The organism is Solimonas soli DSM 21787 (assembly GCF_000474945.1).
Classification (GTDB): domain Bacteria; phylum Pseudomonadota; class Gammaproteobacteria; order Nevskiales; family Nevskiaceae; genus Solimonas; species Solimonas soli.
The window spans coordinates 68960-86939 of record NZ_AXDW01000007.1 but is presented as its reverse complement, the minus strand read 5'-3'; the positions used below and the strand labels follow the sequence as shown (position 1 = coordinate 86939).

The 17980-nt window shown below is 69.4% G+C and carries 13 protein-coding genes and 2 pseudogenes; 9 read left to right on the top strand and 6 right to left on the bottom strand.

What is annotated here, in order from left to right; translation table 11 throughout:
* Positions 1-5 precede the first annotated feature (5 nt).
* The 4 genes from K344_RS20290 to K344_RS0104730 form a co-directional block, all read right to left on the bottom strand.
* Complete coding sequence (locus K344_RS20290) at positions 6-524, bottom strand: hypothetical protein (protein ID WP_051361908.1); 519 nt, start codon at positions 522-524, stop codon at positions 6-8.
* On the bottom strand, positions 499-948 hold the full coding sequence (locus tag K344_RS20285) for a hypothetical protein (RefSeq protein WP_051361907.1): 450 nt from the start codon (positions 946-948) through the stop codon (positions 499-501). Before K344_RS20285 ends, K344_RS20290 begins: the two co-directional genes overlap by 26 nt.
* Positions 949-1079: 131 nt before the next feature.
* Positions 1080-1910, bottom strand: a complete 831-nt coding sequence (locus K344_RS22860; protein ID WP_169729246.1) for an alpha/beta fold hydrolase — start codon at positions 1908-1910, stop codon at positions 1080-1082.
* A 17-nt stretch (positions 1911-1927) separates the two neighbouring features.
* On the bottom strand, positions 1928-2821 hold the full coding sequence (locus tag K344_RS0104730) for an AraC family transcriptional regulator (protein WP_028079693.1): 894 nt from the start codon (positions 2819-2821) through the stop codon (positions 1928-1930).
* A 200-nt stretch (positions 2822-3021) separates the two neighbouring features.
* On the opposite strand from K344_RS0104730, the gene K344_RS0104725 reads away from it, so the two are divergent.
* The 6 genes and pseudogenes from K344_RS0104725 to K344_RS0104705 all read left to right on the top strand — a co-directional run bounded on the left by K344_RS0104725 (position 3022) and on the right by K344_RS0104705 (position 9797).
* Positions 3022-4791, top strand: a complete 1770-nt coding sequence (locus tag K344_RS0104725) for a bifunctional lysophospholipid acyltransferase family protein/GNAT family N-acetyltransferase (protein WP_043113821.1) — start codon at positions 3022-3024, stop codon at positions 4789-4791.
* A gap of 72 nt (positions 4792-4863) precedes the next feature.
* Positions 4864-6663, top strand: a complete 1800-nt coding sequence (locus K344_RS0104720; protein ID WP_028079691.1) for a long-chain-acyl-CoA synthetase — start codon at positions 4864-4866, stop codon at positions 6661-6663.
* Between the two features lie 139 nt (positions 6664-6802).
* The gene (locus tag K344_RS0104715) at positions 6803-7273 is read left to right on the top strand and encodes an SRPBCC family protein (protein ID WP_028079690.1); all 471 of its coding nucleotides are present in this window, start codon (positions 6803-6805) and stop codon (positions 7271-7273) included.
* 49 nt (positions 7274-7322) lie between these two features.
* Positions 7323-7754, top strand: a pseudogene (locus tag K344_RS24910) (acyl-CoA dehydrogenase family protein); the annotation flags it as partial.
* Between the two features lie 30 nt (positions 7755-7784).
* Positions 7785-8948 (top strand): annotated as a pseudogene (locus K344_RS24905) (acyl-CoA dehydrogenase family protein).
* A 36-nt stretch (positions 8949-8984) separates the two neighbouring features.
* Positions 8985-9797, top strand: coding sequence for a crotonase/enoyl-CoA hydratase family protein (locus K344_RS0104705; RefSeq protein WP_028079689.1), 813 nt, complete (start codon positions 8985-8987; stop codon positions 9795-9797).
* A 168-nt stretch (positions 9798-9965) separates the two neighbouring features.
* Here K344_RS0104705 and K344_RS22855 read toward each other — a convergent pair whose 3' ends face one another.
* On the bottom strand, positions 9966-10655 hold the full coding sequence (locus tag K344_RS22855; protein WP_028079688.1) for an energy transducer TonB: 690 nt from the start codon (positions 10653-10655) through the stop codon (positions 9966-9968).
* A gap of 268 nt (positions 10656-10923) precedes the next feature.
* On the opposite strand from K344_RS22855, the gene K344_RS0104695 reads away from it, so the two are divergent.
* The 3 genes from K344_RS0104695 to K344_RS0104685 all read left to right on the top strand — a co-directional run bounded on the left by K344_RS0104695 (position 10924) and on the right by K344_RS0104685 (position 14893).
* Positions 10924-12162 (top strand): NAD(P)/FAD-dependent oxidoreductase, encoded by a 1239-nt coding sequence (locus K344_RS0104695; protein WP_028079687.1) that lies wholly within the window; start codon positions 10924-10926, stop codon positions 12160-12162.
* 130 nt (positions 12163-12292) lie between these two features.
* Positions 12293-13486: a hypothetical protein gene (locus K344_RS0104690; protein WP_051361905.1), complete on the top strand. Its 1194-nt coding sequence runs from the start codon at positions 12293-12295 to the stop codon at positions 13484-13486.
* A 183-nt stretch (positions 13487-13669) separates the two neighbouring features.
* Positions 13670-14893, top strand: coding sequence for an acetylornithine/succinyldiaminopimelate transaminase (locus K344_RS0104685; protein WP_028079685.1), 1224 nt, complete (start codon positions 13670-13672; stop codon positions 14891-14893).
* A 107-nt stretch (positions 14894-15000) separates the two neighbouring features.
* Here K344_RS0104685 and K344_RS22850 read toward each other — a convergent pair whose 3' ends face one another.
* Positions 15001-17925, bottom strand: coding sequence for an Ig-like domain-containing protein (locus K344_RS22850; RefSeq protein WP_084197004.1), 2925 nt, complete (start codon positions 17923-17925; stop codon positions 15001-15003).
* Positions 17926-17980 lie beyond the last annotated feature (55 nt).

Genomic DNA, 17980 nt, shown 5'->3' with positions numbered 1-17980 from the left:
CACGCTCAGGTCGTCCACTGCAAGCGTTCGTAGCGCACGGTCTCCGGCGCCTTGCCGAACTCATCGGGCAGCACGACGCCGGCGGCTTCCACCAGCGGCCGGATGATCGCGTAGTGATGGATGGCGTGGCTGGCGACGAAGTTGAGCTCGCGGACCAGACTCGACGGACTCACGCAGAAATCGGCGCCGTCGAGGCCGATCGAGAAGCCGACCGACACCGGCTCGGCGGGCGCGCGCTCGCGCAGGGCGCGCAGCTTCTCGGCGAGCGCATCGATGCGCGCCATGGCGATCCGCGTCGAACGCTCGACGCTGCGATCGCGCGCGCGATGATCGTAGTCGACGAGCGCGCCCGGTTCGCGATCGAGCAAGGCCTCGTAGTGCTCGATGATGTGCCGCAGATGCGGGCCGACATTGGCGGCGAAAGCCTCGTCGCGGCCGGCATAGCACTGCGCCAGCGCGCGGCCCTGGCCGACCACGGCGACGTTGAAGGCGATGACGTCAGCGAACGACGGGCGCTGCTTCATCGTCGATCTCGTCGCTGGCCGGCGCGGCCTGCTGCCCCGTGCGCGCCTCGCGCAGCAGCAGCAGGGAATACAGGGTGCAGAACGACAGCGTCGGCACGAAACCCGGCGCCAGGGTCAGCAGGATGTGCGGCGTGCCGATCAGCGCGTGCACGCCGATCAGCAGCGCGTAGGTGAACGCCATCGAGCCGCCGAACGCGAGCGCGGCGCCGAGGCGCGGCGCGCGGCTCAGCGCGAACAGCCGGTTCATGATCATCACGCCGCTGAGGGTCAGGCCGGTGCTCATCGCAAAGTGGGTGACGCCGATGCGCAGCGCATGCGGCGCGCCGGCGCTCCAGTTGGCGAAGGTCGCCCAGCTGCCATAGCAGGCGCCGCCGAGCACGGCGCCGAAAACGCTGTCCATCAGCCGCCGCAGGCGGTCGAACATGCTCAATCCTCATACGCAACTCAAAATTTCCGCGATGCTCGCAGGCGTTCTATGGCTGCGCGCTGAACATCGGCTGACCCGGCTACCTTACGCTGCGGCCGCGCCAGCCGATAGCGCCGCGCGCGCGGACTTCATTGCTGTTCGTTCGCATCCGGCGCGCTGGCGCGGATCAGATCCTGCAGCGCCGCGACCACGCGATCCGGCTCTTGCCAGAGCAGCAGATGCCCGGCGTCGGCGTAGCGGATGATGCGATGCGGCGTGTGCGCGAGCGCCTGCTCGAGAAAGTCGGCGGTGCGCGGATCGACCAGGGCGTCACGCATGCCCTGCACGACGTAGACCGGCATGCGCAGTTCCGCCCAGCCGGCCCGCATCGCGCGCAGCTCGCCCTGCAGCGGCAGCAGTTCGTCGTTGGAATCGACGAGCGCTCGCGGCAGCAGCCAGTGCATGAGGCGCCAGTCGGCGACGCGTTGATACCAGCGCGGCGCTTCGAGTTCCGGCGCGACCGACGGCGCGAGCAGCAGCAGGCCGCGCACGCGCCGCGGATCGTCCATCGCCAGCCGTGCGGCGATCGCGCCGCCGAGCGAATGGCCGACGACGATCGCCGGCGCGCCGTCGCCGTCGAGCAGGCCGGCCATGCGCCGCGCCTGCTCGGCGAGGCTGACCACGATCGTGTGCGCATCGGAACCGCCATAGCCCGGGCGGTCGGGCGCCAGCAGCGGGCCATAGGCCTGCAGCTCCGGGCGCTTCAGGTAATCGGCGAAACCCTGCCAGTCGCCCGGCGAGCCGTGGACGAAGAGAATGCGCGGCGTGCCGCTCTGCACGCGCTCGGCGTAGTGCAGCGCGTGGCCATCGACGTCGATCGTGCGCAGCTGCGGCCGCATCCGCGGATCCGGATAGAGCCGCTCGAGATCGCCCGACGGATACGGCGCCGAGAGGCAGGCTCCGAGCGTCAGGCATGCCATGGCGAACGTCGCGCGCCTCATGCGGCGGCACGGCGCAGCTGGCCGGGACCGACGCCCTCGATGCGCTTGAACGTGCGCCGGAATGCCGCCTCGCTCTGATAGCCGAGCTGTTCGGCGATCGCGGCGACCGAGAGGCGGCGGTCCGCCAGCAGGCGGCGCGCTTCGGCGATGCGGCATTCGGTGAGGTACTGGAACGGACTCAGGCCGAGCCTGCGCGTGAACTCGACCGAGAACGCCGTGCGCGACATGCCGGCGACCCTGGCCAGGGTATCGACGCGCCAGGCCGTGCCGGGCTGCATGTGGATGGCCGCGAGAGCCTTGGCCAGGCGCGGATCGGCGAGCGCGGCGAGCAGGCCGGCACCGTCGCCCGCGGCCTGCGCGGCGTAGACGCAGACCGCCATCACGAACAGGCTGTCGGCGAGCTTGTTGAGCAGCGCCTGCTGGCCGGGCAGCGGGCGGCGGGCGCTGGACGCCAGCACCTGGGCCAGCTCGCGGAAGGCCGGGCCGCCGCTGTCGGCGCGCACCACGAACGCTTCCGGCAAGGCCCGCAGCAGCGGATTCTGCCGCTCCGAGCTGAAGCGGAACGCGCCGCAGATCAGCGTGCTGTAGAGATCGGGCTGCGGCGCTTCGTCCGCCCGACGCGCCTGCAGCGTGTGCGCGCTGCCGCGCGGAAACACGACCAGATCGCCGGCCTGCAGCTGCAGCGGCTCGCGCAGATGCGCGCTGTGCACCCAGCAGCGGCCGCGGTCGATCAGATGGAAGCTGCCTTGCGGCGTCGGCGGCTCGTTCTCGAACCAGTGTCCGCAGTATTCGAACGACTCGACCAGCGAAACCTCGAGCGGATAGGCCTTGAACACGGCGGCCAGGACGGCGTCGCGCGGTGATTCGCTGCTGGACTTGTCGCTCGACATCGAGCCCGCTCTCTGTCTGGGTGCGACGCAGTGTAAGCCGGCCGCGAGCCGGTGCGTATGCAAGACCTCGCGAGGACTGGGCAAGGCCTCGCCGGGCGGCGCGCCCCTATAATGGCGCGAGTATGGTGCAGGTCGCGCCCCAATCCGGCGCGATCCGCGTCGATTGCTTTCACATTCGAACAAGAATCACGAGGTGCCTTATGGACACTTCGCCCCGTACCCCCGCCGGGGGATCGGCCGCCGAGGCGGTGACGATCGGGCTGCCGCGCACGCGCGGCCTGGCTTGGGCTGCAGCGCTCGCCGATGCGGCGATCGGCTTTCGCGAGCTGGAAAGCCACTATCGGCGACGCCCGACGGCGATGCCGCCGCCGGACTTCGTGCGCTACGCGCTCGACGCGCTCGGCATCGACTACCGGCTCAGGGCCGGACGGCTCGAGGACATCCCGGCCGAAGGACCGTTGCTGGTCGTCGCCAACCATCCCTACGGCGCCGCCGAGGGCCTCGCGCTCGCCGACCTCTTCCTGCGTCGTCGTCGCGACGTGCGCCTGCTCGCCAACACACTGCTGCAGACCCTGCCGGAGCTGGCGCCGCTGGTGGTTCCGGTCGACGTCTTCAAGAGCGGCGTCAACGGCGCCAGCATCCGCAGCGCCCTGCGCCATCTGAACGACGGCGGCGTGCTGATCGTGTTCCCCGCCGGCGAGGTCAGCCGCGTCGACTGGAGCGCGCGACAGGTCAGCGATCCGCCCTGGTCGCCGACCGTGGCGGTGCTGGCGCGGCGCAGCGGCGCGCGCGTGCTGCCGCTGTTCGTCGAGGGCCGGCCGCGCCTGCGCTCGCTGGCCGCCGGCGTCGTCAACACGCGCCTGCGCACCGCGCTGCTGGCGCGCGATCTGCTCGCCCTGCGCGGCCGCACGCTGGGCCTGCGCCTCGGCGAACCGGTCGAACCGCGCGAGCTGGCGCGCATCGCCGAGAACGCGCAAACCGATTACCTGCGCCTGCTGACCTACACGCTCGGTGTCGACGGCCAGCGCGCCGAGGCGGCGGGTGCCGGGCGCGCCCTGGCGCCGCTGGCGCCGCGCGCCGAGCCGGCGGAGCTGGCGGCCGAGGTGGCGCGTCTCGGCGACTGCAGGCTGCTCGAAGCCGGCGAGTTCGAGCTGTATCTGGCGCCGTCGCCGCGCATGCCGCGGCTGCTCGCCGAGATCGGCCGCCTGCGCGAGGAGAGCTTCCGCGCGCTGCAGGAAGGCAGTGGCCTGGCGCGCGATCTCGATCGCTACGACGCCCACTACGAACACCTGTTCCTCTGGCATCCCGGGCGGCGCGAGATCGTCGGCGCCTACCGCTTCGGCTTCAGCGAGGCGATCGTCGCGCAATACGGCGTCGACGGCTTCTACACGCGCAGCCTGTTCCGCTACGACACGCGCCTGTTCGCGCAGACCGGCCCGGCGATCGAGCTCGGCCGCTCCTTCGTCGCGCCGGCCTGGCAGCGCAGCTTCCAGCCGCTGCGCCTGTTGTGGGGCGGCATCGCCGCCGTGCTCGCGCGGCGGCCCGAGATCCGCTACCTGTTCGGGCCGGTCAGCATCAGCCCGAGCTACAGCGCGGCGGCGCGGCGCCTGATTGCCGAGACGCTGAGCACGCATCACGCCGATCCGGCACTCGCCGCGCTGATCGAGGCACTGCATCCGCTGCCGCAGCGGCCGCAGCCGGCGGCGCAGCGCAACGTGGTGTCGGCGCTCGCCGATCCCAAGCTGCTGTCGCGCGTGATCGCGCGCGTCGGGCGCGGGCCCGGCCTGCCGGTCCTGCTGCGCCACTATCTCGAACTCAACGGCCGCTTCGCCGGCTTCAATGTCGACGACAGCTTCGGCGGCACGCTCGATGGTCTGGTCTTCGTCGACGTCGCGCAGATTCCGCCGCGCACGCTCGAGCACTTCCTCGGCGTCGCGCGCGGCAGCGCGGCACCGCTCGCAGGACAGTGAGCGCTGGCGCCGCGGCGCTTGCTGCCGGACCGGCCGCTGCCGAAAGTGGCCGGCCTGATGCGGAGGAGTTCCATGAGTGACGATCGCGTGCACTTTCGCGACCTGCTGCGCGGCATGGTGTCGACCCTGCCCGATTTCGCGAGCACGCAACGCGGCCTGTGGAACCTGATCCGCTTCAAGCCGACGACGCCGCTGTCGATCGGCCGGCGCTACGAGCAACTCGCGGCGACGCAGCCGCAGCGCGTCGCGCTGCGCTTCGAGGAACGCAGCTGGACCTACGCGGAGTTCAACGCCTGGGCCAATCGCATCGCCCACGTGCTGAAGGCGCGCGGCCTGAAGCGCGGCGAAGTCGTCTCCCTGCTGTTCGAGAACCGCCCCGAGGCGCTCGCCTGCGCGCTGGCCGCCGTCAAGCTCGGCGCGGTGGCGGCGATGCTCAATCCGAACCAGCGCGGCGAGGTTCTGGCGCACAGCATCAAGATCACCCAGGCCAGGGCCATCGTCGTCGGCGAGGAATGCGTCGGCGCGCTCGACAGCGCCGGCTACGGCGTGCGCGGTGCACACACGGTGCAGCTGTGGTGGGACGGCGAGGGCGCGGCGCCGGCCGGCTACGGGCGGCTGCGCGAGGAAAGCGCGACGGCGTCCGCCGCGGCGCTGCCGGAGACGGCGCAGGTGACGCTGGGCGATCCCTGCTTCTACATCTTCACCTCGGGCACCACCGGCCTGCCGAAAGCCTCGCGCATGACGCACTACCGCTGGATGCGCAGCCTTGCCGGCATGGGCCAGCTGGCCGTGCGCCTGCGCCGCGACGACGTGCTGTACTGCCCGCTGCCGCTCTATCACAACAATGCGCTGACCGTGTCGTGGAGCACGACGCTCGGCGCCGGCGCCGCGCTGGCGCTCGGCCGCAAGTTCAGCGCCTCGCGCTTCTGGGACGAGATCCGCCGCTACGACGCGACCGCCTTCTGCTACATCGGCGAGCTGTGCCGCTACCTGCTCAACCAGCCGCCGAAGCCGGGCGATCGCCAGCACCGCGTGCGCGTGGTGATCGGCAACGGCCTGCGCGCCGAGCTGTGGGACGCCTTCCAGCAGCGCTTCGGCATCGAACGCATCTGCGAGTTCTACGGCGCGTCCGAAGCCAATCTCGCCTTCGTCAACGGTTTCGGCCTCGCGCGCACCGCCGGCTTCTGTCCGCTGCCGTTCGCGATCGTCGAATTCGATGCCGCGGCGGAAGCGCCGCGGCGCGGCGCCGACGGCTTCATGTCGCGCGTCGCCAGGGGTGGCGTCGGCCTGCTGATCACCGAAGTCACCGAGCGCGCGCCGTTCGACGGCTACACCGACAAGAAAGCCAGCGAGGCCAAGCTGCTGCGCGATGTCTTCAAGCGCGGCGACTGCTGGTTCAACAGCGGTGATCTGGTGCGCGACCAGGGCTTCGCGCACATCCAGTTCGTCGACCGGGTCGGCGACACCTTCCGCTGGAAGGGCGAGAACGTGGCGACCACCGAGGTCGAGGCCGTGCTGAACCAGTTTCCCGGCGTCGCCGAGGCCGTCGTCTATGGCGTGCAGCTGCCGGACAGCGATGGCCGCGCCGGCATGGCGGCGCTGACGCTGGACGGCGAGTTCGACGGCGCGGCGCTGGCGCGGCATCTGTGCGCGGCGCTGCCGGCCTATGCGGTGCCGCTGTTCGTGCGCCTGCGCGCGCAGCAGGAGACCACGGCGACCTTCAAGTTCCGCAAGCTGGAACTCAAGCAGGAAGCCTTCGATCCGCTCCGCGTCGGCGAGCCGCTGTACGTGCTGCGCGATCGCGCGCGCGGCTACGAGCCGCTCGACAGCACGCTGTATGCGGCGATCGGCCGCGGCGAACTGCGCTTCTAGCGGCGTCGCCCGCGGCGCCACTCTGCACAGGCCGCATTGACCCGAGCGCCGGATTGCGTCGCCGGGCAGCCAAAGCGAGCCCGGTATCGCCGGTGCGATCCTGCGTCCACACCAAGAAGACACACTGGACGCGTCAACGATGAACGTGGATATCAAGATCGAGCGCAGCGTGGAGGTCGAGGCGCCATACGCGCAGGTCGCGCCGCTGCTCGACGATCTGGAGGGGACCATCCGCCGCTTTCCGAAGCTGCGCAAGCTCACCAAGGTCGGCAACAACGCTTATCTGTGGGAGATGTCGACGATCGGCTCCAAGGCCGCCAACATCGCCCACGAAGTCAGCTACGCCGCGCAGTACAGCGTCAATACCAAGCGCGGCGAGCTGAGCTGGAAGCCGCTGCCGGACTACGGCAACGCGACGATCGAGGGCCGCTTCCAGGTGCTCGACCAGGGCAAGAAGACCAAGCTGGTGTTCGATGTGAAGGGCAAGCTGCGCGACGTGCCGGTGCCGCTGATGTACCGCCTGCTCGCGCCGCCCTTCATCCAGGGCAAGTTCACGCGCCTGGTCGACATCTTCCTCGAGAACACGCGCGACGCCCTGCTCGAGAAGTAAGTCCCCGCCGCCGCGCCGCGCACCGAAACGACAATCACGGGAGGCGGCGATGAGTGTCTTCACACGCGCCATGGGCCTGGGCCTGCGCGCGGTCAATCGCGTCGCCGGATCGCCGCTGCTCGACGCCTGCGCCTGCGCAAGCCGGCCGAGCAGGCGCTCTACCACGGCGCGCGCCTCGGCTTCCGCGGCGCCGCTGCCGCCGGCCGCACGTTCAAGGCCGCGCAGCGGCTCGGCCGGCCCGCGCGCCTCGCCGGCGCTCTTCGATCTCACGCCGGGCGACGAGCAGCAGATGCTGCGCGAAGCGGCGCGCCATCTCGCCGACCAGGAGCTGCGCCCGGCCGCCGCCGCGGCGGACCGCGCCGGCGCCGCACCGGAGGCGCTGCTCAAGGGCGTCGCCGAGCTGGGCCTGGCGGCGCTCGGCATTCCCGAAGAACTGGGTGGCGTCGGCGCCGAACGCTCGGCCGTGACCAACGTGCTGGTCGCGGAAGCGCTCGCCCACGGTGACCTCAGCCTGGCCGTCGCCTGCCTCGCGCCGAGCGCGACGGCAATCTTCCGGCCGAACTCGCGTCGCTACGATCGCGCCGAGCACGAGTATCCGAAGGAGCTCGACATGCTCGGCGCGCTGCTCGGCGGCATGAACGCGAGCGGTGCCGCCGCCGCCGTGCGTCGCGACAGCGGCCCGGACGAGGGCAATCGCAAGGGCAGCAATCTGTCGACCGCGCTCGGCGCCATGGAACTGTGCTGGGCGATGTCGGCTTTCTGCTGTCGATGCCGCGCCAGGGTCTCGGCAAGGCGGCGATCGCCTCGGTCGCCAGCGAGGCGCAGCTGCAGCGCTTCGCCGGCAAGTGGGCGGCAATGGCGATCACCGAGCCGCATGCCGGCTCCGATTCGGCGGCGATCCGTACCACGGCGCGCCTCGACGGCGATCACTACGTGCTGAACGGCGACAAGATCTTCGTCACCACCGGCGCGCGCCGAGCTGGTGGTGGTGTGGGCGACGCTCGACCGCAACGCCGGCCGCGCGGCGATCAAGTCCTTGGTCGTCGAGAAGGGCACGCCGGGCTTCGAGCTGGTGCGCCTCGAACACAAGCTCGGCATCCGCGCCTCGGATACCGCGCAATTCGCGCTGCGCGACTGCCGCGTGCCCAGGGAAAATCTGCTCGGCGAGCCGACGATCAATGTCGCCCATCATTCGTCGGGGGGCTTTGCCGGCGTCATGCAGACCTTCGACAACACGCGGCCGCCGGTCGCGGCAATGGCCGTCGGCCTGGCGCGCGCCTGCATCGAGGAGACGCAGCGCCTGCTGAAGGAAGCCGGCGTCGACGTCGACCATGACCGGCCCGCATACGCGCAGCAGGCGGCCGCCGCCGAACTGCTGAAGCTCGAAGCCGATTACGAGGCCGCGCGCCTGCTGACCATGCAGGCGGCGTGGATGGCCGACGACCGCAAGCCGAACTCGCTGCAGGCCAGCCAGGCCAAGGCCGGCCGTGCCTGCGTCGACATCGCGCTCAAGTGCGTCGAGCTGTGCGGCAGCGCCGGCTACGGCCAGCACGAACTGCTCGAGAAGTGGGCGCGCGATGCCATGATCCTCGACATCTTCGAAGGCACGCAGCAAATCCAGCTGCTGATCATCGCGCGCCGTCTGCTCGGCAAGAGCTCGGCGGAGCTGAAGTAAGCTTTCGCCGGTTGCGCAATCCTTTCGAGGCCAATCATGCAAGAGGAATTCCAGGCGCGTGTGCGCGTGACGGTCGAAAACGGCATCGCCGACGTGGTGATGATCCGCACCGACCGCCACAACGGCATGGACGAGCCGATGCTCAAGGCCATGCTCGCCGCGCAGCGCGCGCTGCGCCGGCGCCGCGACGTGCGCGCGGCGATCGTGCGCGGCGACGGTCCTTCGTTCTGCGCCGGCCTCGACGTCAAGGCGATGCTCGGCAAGCCCTCCATCGCGGCGCGCCTCTACCTGCAACTGTGGCTGCCGTTCAGGAATGCCTTCCAGCGCTTCGGCCTCGGCTGGCGCGACATGCCGTTTCCGGTGATCGCCGCCGTGCACGGCAACTGCTTCGGCGCCGGCATGCAGCTGGCGCTCGCCGCCGACATCCGCATCGCGCGCGGCGATGCCGCGCTGTCGATCATGGAGGGCAAGTGGGGCCTGGTTCCCGACATGGGCGGCATTGCGTTGCTGCGCGAGCTGCTGCCGATCGATATCGCCCGCGAGCTGACCTATACGGCGCGCGTGCTGCGCGGCAGCGAGGCGCAGGCGCTGGGCCTGGTCACGCATCTCGCCGACGACCCGGTGGCCGCCGCGCGCACGCTCGCCGCCGAGTTCGCGACGCGTTCGCCGGACGCGCTCGCCGCCGGCAAGTTCCTGCTGCAGGGCGGCTGGTCGGTCTCCGAGTCGCGCACGCTGGCGCTCGAACGGCGCTGGCAGCGGCGCATCATCGGCAAGACGAACCAGCGCATCGCCGCGGCGCGCAACCAGGGCAGGCCGGACGCGGCCTACGCGCCGCGCCGTTTCCGCTAGGAGCGTGGGCGGCAGGAACCGTGCAGGCGAGGCAAAGCCGTTTCGAGACAGGTTCGGATGGCGATTCTGGGGCAATGGCAGGGACTCTTGGCCCGAAATCGGCGCCGAAGATGGCCGAAAAGGCGAAGCCGCAGCCGCGCGCGTTTCTACCGCCCACGCTCCTAGACCTCAGTTGAGGTAAGTCCGGAAGGTCACCGGCTGGTCGATGTCGAACTCGGCGACGCGCGGCAGGTAGTCGAACGGAAAGGGCGGGAACCTGCCGATGCGCCAGATCACGTCGCGCGCCTCGGCGTCGAGCGAATCGTGGCCGCTGCTGCGGATCAGCGTGACGCTGCGCACCGTGCCGTCCCGCGACAGGTGCATGCGCACGACGACATCGCCCTGGTGGCCGTACTGGCGCGCATTCCAGGGGTAGTGCTGGGCGAGGCTGATCAGGCGCGAGATGCGGCGCAGATACTCGATCGGCGGCGGCGTGTCCGGCACGGCGCTTGCCGGCGCCGCCGCGGCGGGCTGCGGCGCGGCGCCGGCCGCAGGCGAGGGAAGCGCCGCGGTCTCCGCCGGCGGCGGGGGCACCTGCACGGGCGCCTGCGCGGCGGCGACCGACGGCGCCGGGCGCCTGGGCGTGCGCCGCGGCCGCGGTGCGGGTGCCCGCGCGGCGGCGGGCGCCACGGCCCGCTGCTCGATCGCGCTGGGCAGCGCCAGCATGACGAGCGCCGGCGCGGCGGCGGGCCGCTCGACGTGGGCCGGCGGCGCGCGCAGCCACAGCAGGGCGATGATCGCGGCGTGCAGGAGAACGGTCAGCGCGAGGCCGCAGCCACGCGCCCTTGCATGCCTGCCGCCCGGTCCGATGCCCTGCATGGAGCGTCCGCTCGCGCGCCATCCGTGACGCCGGATTTCACACGCAAGTGGCGGACCAGACCTTCGCCGTTTTGCGGGACGCGCGGCCGATTGCCGTTTGCTGCGTTCCGCACGTTCAATTGACCGATGGAGGTGCGAGACTTGCATGTTGCAGCAGAGCCGTGACAATAGCGGAACCCGAGGGCAATGACGCCGCGCTCGCCGGCGCCTGCTGTCCGGCGTGCGCCCGCAGTGTACGGGCCTTCCGTCTATCGCAAGTACAAAGAGCATGACCCATCCATCAACGCAAGCCGACGTGGTGATCGTCGGCGCCGGCCAGGCCGGCGGAGAAGTGGCATCGGCACTGCGTCAGCAGGGTTTCACCGGCAGCGTCGTGCTGCTCGGCGACGAGCCCTACGTGCCGTATCGCCGTCCGCCGCTGTCGAAGGCCTTCCTGTCCGGCGAGGCTACGCTGGAATCGCTGTTCATCAAGGCGCAGACCGTCTACGAGAAGCTCAACATCGAATGCCGCTTCGGTGTCGGCGTGGAGAGCCTCGACCGCGCCGCCAGGCGCCTGCGCCTCTACGACGGCACCACGCTCGACTACGGCAAGCTGGTGCTGGCCACCGGCGGCCGGCCGCGCAAGCTGTCGCTGCCGGGCGCCGACCACCCGAACGTGCACTACGTGCGCACCATCGCCGACATCCTCAAGCTCAAGGAGCAGTTCGGCGCCGGCAAGAAGCTGGTGATCGTCGGCGGCGGCTACATCGGCCTCGAGGCGGCCTCGGTCGGCATCAAGAAAGGACTCGAGGTCACCGTCGTCGAAGCCCTGCCGCGCGTGCTGGCGCGCGTCACCGCCCCGGAGATCTCGGCCTTCTACGAGCGCGTGCACAAGAGCCGCGGCGTGAAGCTGTACACCGGCGTCGGCGTGCACAGCCTGGAAGGCGATCCGCTGGTGACCGGCGTGACCCTGGCCGACAACACTCTGGTGCCGGCCGACATCGTCATCGTCGGCATCGGCCTGATTCCCAATGTCGAGCTGGCCGACATGGCCGGCATCGAAGTGTCCAACGGCGGCATCGTCGTCGACCGCTACGCGCAGACCTCGGACCCGGACATCTACGCCGCCGGCGACTGCACCTTCCACGAGAACGTGTTCTTCGATCGCCGCATGCGCCTCGAATCGGTGCCGAACGCCATGGAGCAGGGCCGCATCGTCGCCGCGGCTATCGTCGGCAAGCCGGTCGCCTACAGCGCAGTGCCCTGGTTCTGGTCGGACCAGTACGAACTCAAGCTGCAGATGGTCGGCCTGTCGCAGGGCTACGACCAGCTGGTCGTGCGCGGCAGCCTCGACAGCGAATCGTTCTCGGCTTTCTATCTGAAGGACGGCGTGGTGATCTCGGCGGACGCCATCAACCGCCCGCAGGAATTCATGGTCGCCAAGAAACTGGTCGCCGATCGCATCAAGGTCGATGCCGCGCAGCTGGCGGACGAGAGCGTCGTGCTGAAATCGCTGCTCGCGGCATGATGACTGCTTGATGAACGGCCCGTTTGGCATCTGGCGCCCCTGTCGAGCATCATGCGGAGGCAGTATCGAAACAGGTGGCCGGCATGACCGGCCGCTATATTAGAGACCCCGACAGATTCAGGCTTACAACATGCGCACATCCGTTTCCTCCCTCATCGCCGGCGCAGCGCTGCTGCTCGGCGCCCATGCCGCATTCGCCGACAACACGCTGCGTCCGGAAGTCGGCGAGCCGCTGCAGAAAGCCACCACGCTGCTCAAGGCCAAGCAGTACAAGCAGGCCATGGATCAGGTCGACGCCGCCTCGCGCGTCGGTGGCCTGAGTTCTTACGAAAGCAGCGTCATCGCGCAGATGCGCGCCGCCATCGCGGCGAGCTCCGGCGACACCTCGGCGCTGATCCAGAACTACGAATCGCGCCTGCCGTCGCTGTCGGGCGCGGAGAAGACCAAGGCCTACGGCGAGCTGGTGTCGCTGAGCTACCGCGGCAAGAACTACGTGAAGGCGGCCGACTATCTCGACAAGTACCGCGCCGCCGGCGGTTCCGACCCGCAGGTGCTCGGCCTCGGCGCGCAGATCAAGTACGAGGCGGGCGATCTCGCCGGCCTGAACGCGCAGATCGCGCAGATCGAGAAGGGCGGACAACGTCCGAGCGAGAACCAGTTGCTGATGGTGCAGGCGCTCGCCAACAAGAAGAACGACACGACCACGTATGTGAACACGCTCGAGAAGCTGGTCACCTACTATCCGAAGGACAACTACTGGAAGGACCTGCTGAGCCGCGCCGCCAACAAGCCGGGTTTTTCCGATCGTCTGGCGCTCGACGTCTACCGGCTGAAGAAGCTGACCGGCACCATGGACAAGACCGCGGACTACATGGAGGCCACGCAGCTCGCGCTGCAGGCCGGCGTGCCCGGCGAAGCGGAGCAGTACATCAAGCAGGGCTACGACAAGAAGCTGCTCGGCCAGGGCAGTGACGCCCCGCGTCACCAGCGCCTGAAGGAACTGGTCGACAAGAAGGTCGCCGAGGCCAAGGCCTCGATGGCTGCCGACGACAAGGCCGCCGCCGGCGAGGCGAGCGGCGATGCGCTGGTCAGCGCCGGCCTGACGCACGTCGGCTTCGGTGAGTACGACGCCGGCATCGCCCTGATCCAGCAGGGCATTCGCAAGGATGCGCTGAAGAAGCCGGACGACGCCAAGCTGCATCTCGGCTATGCGCAGCTGCTGGCCGGCAAGAAGGACGCCGCGGCGGCGACGCTGAAGTCGGTGCAGGGCAAGGACGGCACCGCCGATCTGGCCCGCCTCTACCAGCTGGTCAACCGCCGCTGAAGAAGCGCGCCTCGCCGGCTCCGAAGCGCGCCGCGAGGCGCGCTTTTTTGTTGGCGGGCGCGAAATCCGCCCTATAATCGCGCCGGTGCCGTCGGCTTGACGGCGCCACGCGATCCCGCCCCGCGCGGGATTTTTTCTTTGCACCATCACGGTTGCGTCATCGTCAAGGACGCTGAGGAAAAGATGTCGAGTACCGTCACGCGCCAGACCTTCGAGGAGGTCATGGTTCCCACGTATGCCCCCGCCGAAATCATCCCGGTGCGCGGTCAGGGATCGCGCTGGTGGGACCAGGCCGGCCGAGACTACATCGACTTCGCCGGCGGCATCGCGGTGAACGTGCTGGGTCACGCGCATCCGTCGCTGCTCAAGGCCCTGAACGAACAGGCGCAGAAGCTGTGGCATGTCTCCAATGTCATGACCAACGAGCCGGCGCTGAAGCTGGCGCGGCGCCTGACCGAACTCACGTTCGCCGAGAAGGCGTTCTTCTGCAATTCCGGCGCCGAAGCCAACGAGGCGGCGTTCAAGCTGGCGCGGCGCTGGGGCAACACCAACTTCGGGCCGCACAAGAACACCATCATCTCGTTCCACAACGCCTTCCACGGCCGCACGCTGTTCACGGTCTGCGTCGGCGGCCAGCCGAAGTATGCGCAGGGCTTCGAGCCGCTGCCGGCCGGCATCCGGCATCTGCCGTTCAACGATGTCGCGGCCCTCGAGGCGGCGATGAACGACACCGTCTGCGCCGTGGTGATGGAGCCGATCCAGGGTGAGGGTGGTGTGCTGCCGGCGACGCCGGAATTCGCCAGGGCGGCGCGCGCGCTGTGCGACCGGCACCGGGCGCTGCTGATCTTCGACGAAGTGCAGACCGGCAACGGCCATACCGGCACCCTGTACGCCTACGAGCAGATGGGTGTGACGCCGGACGTGATGACGACCGCCAAGGGGCTCGGCGGCGGCTTTCCGATCGGCGCGATGCTGACCACCAGCGAGATCGCCAAGACCTTGCAGTTCGGCACGCACGGCTCGACCTTCGGTGGCAACCCGCTGGCCTGCGCCGTCGCCAATGCCGTGCTCGACGAGATCACCAGTCCGGCGATCGCCGCCAACGTGAAGGCGCGTTCGCAGCAGCTCAAGGACGGCCTCGCCGAGCTCGGCCGTCGCCACGGATTTTTCGAGGCGCCGCGCGGCAACGGCCTGCTCCTTGGCGCGCCGGTCGTGGAGGGCTGGAAAGGCCGCGCGCGCGACATCATGGCGGCGGCGCTCAAGGAAGGCACCTGGCTGCTCGTCGCCGGCCCGGACACGCTGCGCTTCGCGCCCGCGCTGAACATCAGCGAGGCCGAGGTGGCCGACGGGCTGCAGCGGCTCGACCGCGCATTGGCCGCGCTCGCGACGACGCTGGCGGCGGCCTGACGCGGCACCGCCGCACGCAGCGTCGCAACGGAAAAGGGGCGGCCATTGAGGCCGCCCCTTTTTTATGCCGCGGAGAGTGCCGGTGAAACCGGCACTCTCATGATGGCTTACTGCGGACCCTTTGCGCAGGCCGTGTACAGCTTGTAACTCTCCAGCGCGCTCACTCCCTTCTTGAAGGTGATCTGCACCGCGTCGAAGTTCTTCGTCGTCGTGATGTAGAGCGGCTGCGCGTTGGCGCCGATGCTGCCGACCAGAGATGCGCCGAGCAGGTCGAGGCGCAACGGCGTCGTCACCGACGTGCTGACGTCACCGGTCGGCGTGCCCTTGAGCAGCGTCTGTATGACGATCTGCGAACCCAGATCGGCCGTTGCCACCAGGCCGTTCGGTGAGCCGACGACGAAGCCGGCCGTCGCGCCTGCCATGTAAGGGGTCGTGGCGGTGGCCGTCACCGTAGCCGTCACGCCGAGCGCCAGCGGCACGTAGACCTGACCATACGTGGTTGGGATCGAGTCGATGACGTTGCCGAGGTCGGTCGTCGAGCAGAACAGGCAGAGGCCGCCGCTGATCACCGAATCGATCGTCGCGCCCTGCGAGGCTTCAAACGGAATCTCGCACAGAGCCGCAACGACCTTGATGTCGCGGATCGCCGAACAGTGCGCACCGCAGGCCGAAGTGTCCTTCAGCGTGCCGGTGATCGTCGCCGTGCCGGCGCCGACGCCGGTGACGACGCCAGCGGCATTTACCGTGGCAACGCTGGTGTCGCTGCTGGTCCACGCCACGTCATCGGGATTCAGCTCGGTATCCGGCGTGCTGTAGTCATGGGCGACATAGGTGATGCTCGCGCCGGCTTCGATGGTGGGCACCGTCGTGCCTGCGACGCCCGCCGCTTCAAGCGAGCTGATGCCGCTGCCCGCCCGCGCCGGCAAGGTGGTCGTGGCGCAGGCCTGGTACACGTTCATCGTGCTCAGCGCCGTGGCGAGGCCGCTCTTCAACTTGATGCGGATGCCGTCATACGGCAGCGAAGTCGGGAACGACACCAGGCCCTGGGTCTTGTTGTCGATCAGGCCGAGTCCCAGCAGGTCGAGACGCAGCGGCGTCAGCGTGCCGCTCGACTCTTGTGGGGTGCCGCCCAGCAGAGTCGTGATCTCGATCTGCGACAACACTTCGGCGAGCACCAGCGGACCGTTCGGGTTGCTGATGACGAAGGACGGACGCGAGCCGGCCGGGAACGGCACGGTGTACGACGGTGCGTTGGCGGAGGCGGTGACGTCGATGCCGCGCCAGGCATTGAGAGCGCCGACGCCAACCGTAATGGTCGCCGCGTCGGTGACGTTGCTGTTGACGACGTAATCGGCATTGGCGACGCCGCACAGCAGGCAGACGCCGGCAGCATCCGGGCTCGGCACCGACGTGGCGCCTTCGGCCTCGAACAATGGCGTCGTGCAATACTCGGCACTGACGACCAGCACCGCAGTCGCCGTCTTTGTCGTATCGCTGTTCAATGTCGCGGTGATCGTCACGCCGTCGGCGTCGATCTTGACGCCGGTGGCGACGCCGCTGGTGGCATCGATCGTCGCGATCGAGGTGTCGGCGCTGCTCCAGGTGACGAGACCATCGGCGACATCGGCGGTGCTGCCGTCCGAGAACTGGCCGACCGCCACGAACTCGACCTGACGGCCGACGCTCACATAGGCCTTGGCCGGGCGCACGCTCAGGAGTTGCGAGACCGTCGCCGCGCCGACCGTGATCGCAACCTGATCGGAGATCGTGTCGCCGACCTTGGCGACGAGATTGGCGGTTCCGAGCGCGACGGCGGTGGCCTTGACGCTGTTGTCGGTCGCGGTGGTCGCCGTCACGACGGCGGTATTGCCGCTCGACCAGACGACCTTGTCGGCCGCGCTGCGTGGCGCGGTGACCGGCGCGCCCGGATCGTCACTGTAGTAATACAGCGGATAATAGAGACGGCTCGCGCCCTTCGGAAGATCCGCGGTGTCCGGAGTGGTGAAGCTGGACGAGTCCGGCGCGTCCGGCGTGATCTGCACGCCGATCAGCACTGGATCGGTGACGGTCAGCGTGGCCGTGCCGGGCGTCGCGACGCCGGTGACGGTCGCCGTGATGTCAACCTTGCCGACCACGTGTCCAGTGACTTTGCAAGTCGACGAGGACTTGCCGGCGCAGATCGTGTCGAGCGAGGGCGAGGCGCCGGTGGTGCCGGCGGCGTTCGCGGCGGCCCAGCTGGCAGCGACGTCCTGTGTGAACGTACTGCCGTCCTGCATCAGGTACGTGCCCTTCGCCGTGAAGGTCGTCGACACGAGGCCGACCGGCTTGCTGTCGGTGGTCGGGGTGATCGCCACCGAGCTGAGCACGCCGACGCCGAACAGCGCGGTGCCCTTCAGCGGTGTGCCGTTGACCGTGACCGAGGCGGTCAGCGTCGTCTGGCCGGTCTTCGCATTCGCGGTCACGGTGACGGTCTGCCCGGTCGCCGGCGCAATCGTGCCGAGCGCGGGGTCGGCGAGTGCCCAATTGATGATCGCGTTGTCGATGGTCTGCGGCGTCCCGCTGTCGCTGTAGATGCCTTGCGCGGTGTAGGCGATCGAGCCGTTCGGCGGCACCGCACCGTTCGGCGGCGTCACGACGATGGAGCGCAGGACTCGGCCTTGGCTGGAAAGCGTGACTTCGGCCGACTTGCCATCGAGAGTGGCCGTGATCGTGGTGGTGCCGACCGTGCTGCCGCCGGTCGCGAGGCCGGTGTGCTCGCCGATCGTGGCGACGCCGGTGGTCGAGGACGTCCAGGTGACTGCCGTGGTGATGTCACGCTCGGCGCCGTCGCCCTGATCGGGCGGCGCGGAGTACTTGCCTGTCGCCGTGTACTGCACCGTCTCGCCAGCCCCCACCGATTGGGCGGCGCTCGGCGTGATGGTGATGCTTTGCAGCACCGGCTCGAAATCCGGGCTCTTGACGCTGCCTCCGTTACCGCAGGCAACCGCGAACAGGGCCAGCAACAGGCTCAGCCCGAGACGAATTCCCTTCATAAAAACTCCCTCAACCCGGCTTTCCGGACATCACGACATCACGCGACTTCGCCCC

Excerpts from the sequence above, each read along its gene's own strand:
- K344_RS22850 (WP_084197004.1), bottom strand. The coding sequence starts at position 17,925 with ATGAAGGGAATTCGTCTCGGGCTGAGCCTGTTGCTGGCCCTGTTCGCG.
- K344_RS20290 (WP_051361908.1), bottom strand. The coding sequence starts at position 524 with ATGAAGCAGCGCCCGTCGTTCGCTGACGTCATCGCCTTCAACGTCGCC.
- K344_RS0104715 (WP_028079690.1), top strand. The coding sequence starts at position 6,803 with ATGAACGTGGATATCAAGATCGAGCGCAGCGTGGAGGTCGAGGCGCCA.
- K344_RS0104705 (WP_028079689.1), top strand. The coding sequence starts at position 8,985 with ATGCAAGAGGAATTCCAGGCGCGTGTGCGCGTGACGGTCGAAAACGGC.
- K344_RS0104685 (WP_028079685.1), top strand. The coding sequence starts at position 13,670 with ATGTCGAGTACCGTCACGCGCCAGACCTTCGAGGAGGTCATGGTTCCC.
- K344_RS0104730 (WP_028079693.1), bottom strand. The coding sequence starts at position 2,821 with ATGTCGAGCGACAAGTCCAGCAGCGAATCACCGCGCGACGCCGTCCTG.
- K344_RS22855 (WP_028079688.1), bottom strand. The coding sequence starts at position 10,655 with ATGCAGGGCATCGGACCGGGCGGCAGGCATGCAAGGGCGCGTGGCTGC.
- K344_RS22860 (WP_169729246.1), bottom strand. The coding sequence starts at position 1,910 with ATGGCATGCCTGACGCTCGGAGCCTGCCTCTCGGCGCCGTATCCGTCG.
- K344_RS0104695 (WP_028079687.1), top strand. The coding sequence starts at position 10,924 with ATGACCCATCCATCAACGCAAGCCGACGTGGTGATCGTCGGCGCCGGC.
- K344_RS20285 (WP_051361907.1), bottom strand. The coding sequence starts at position 948 with ATGTTCGACCGCCTGCGGCGGCTGATGGACAGCGTTTTCGGCGCCGTG.
- K344_RS0104690 (WP_051361905.1), top strand. The coding sequence starts at position 12,293 with ATGCGCACATCCGTTTCCTCCCTCATCGCCGGCGCAGCGCTGCTGCTC.
- K344_RS0104720 (WP_028079691.1), top strand. The coding sequence starts at position 4,864 with ATGAGTGACGATCGCGTGCACTTTCGCGACCTGCTGCGCGGCATGGTG.
- K344_RS0104725 (WP_043113821.1), top strand. The coding sequence starts at position 3,022 with ATGGACACTTCGCCCCGTACCCCCGCCGGGGGATCGGCCGCCGAGGCG.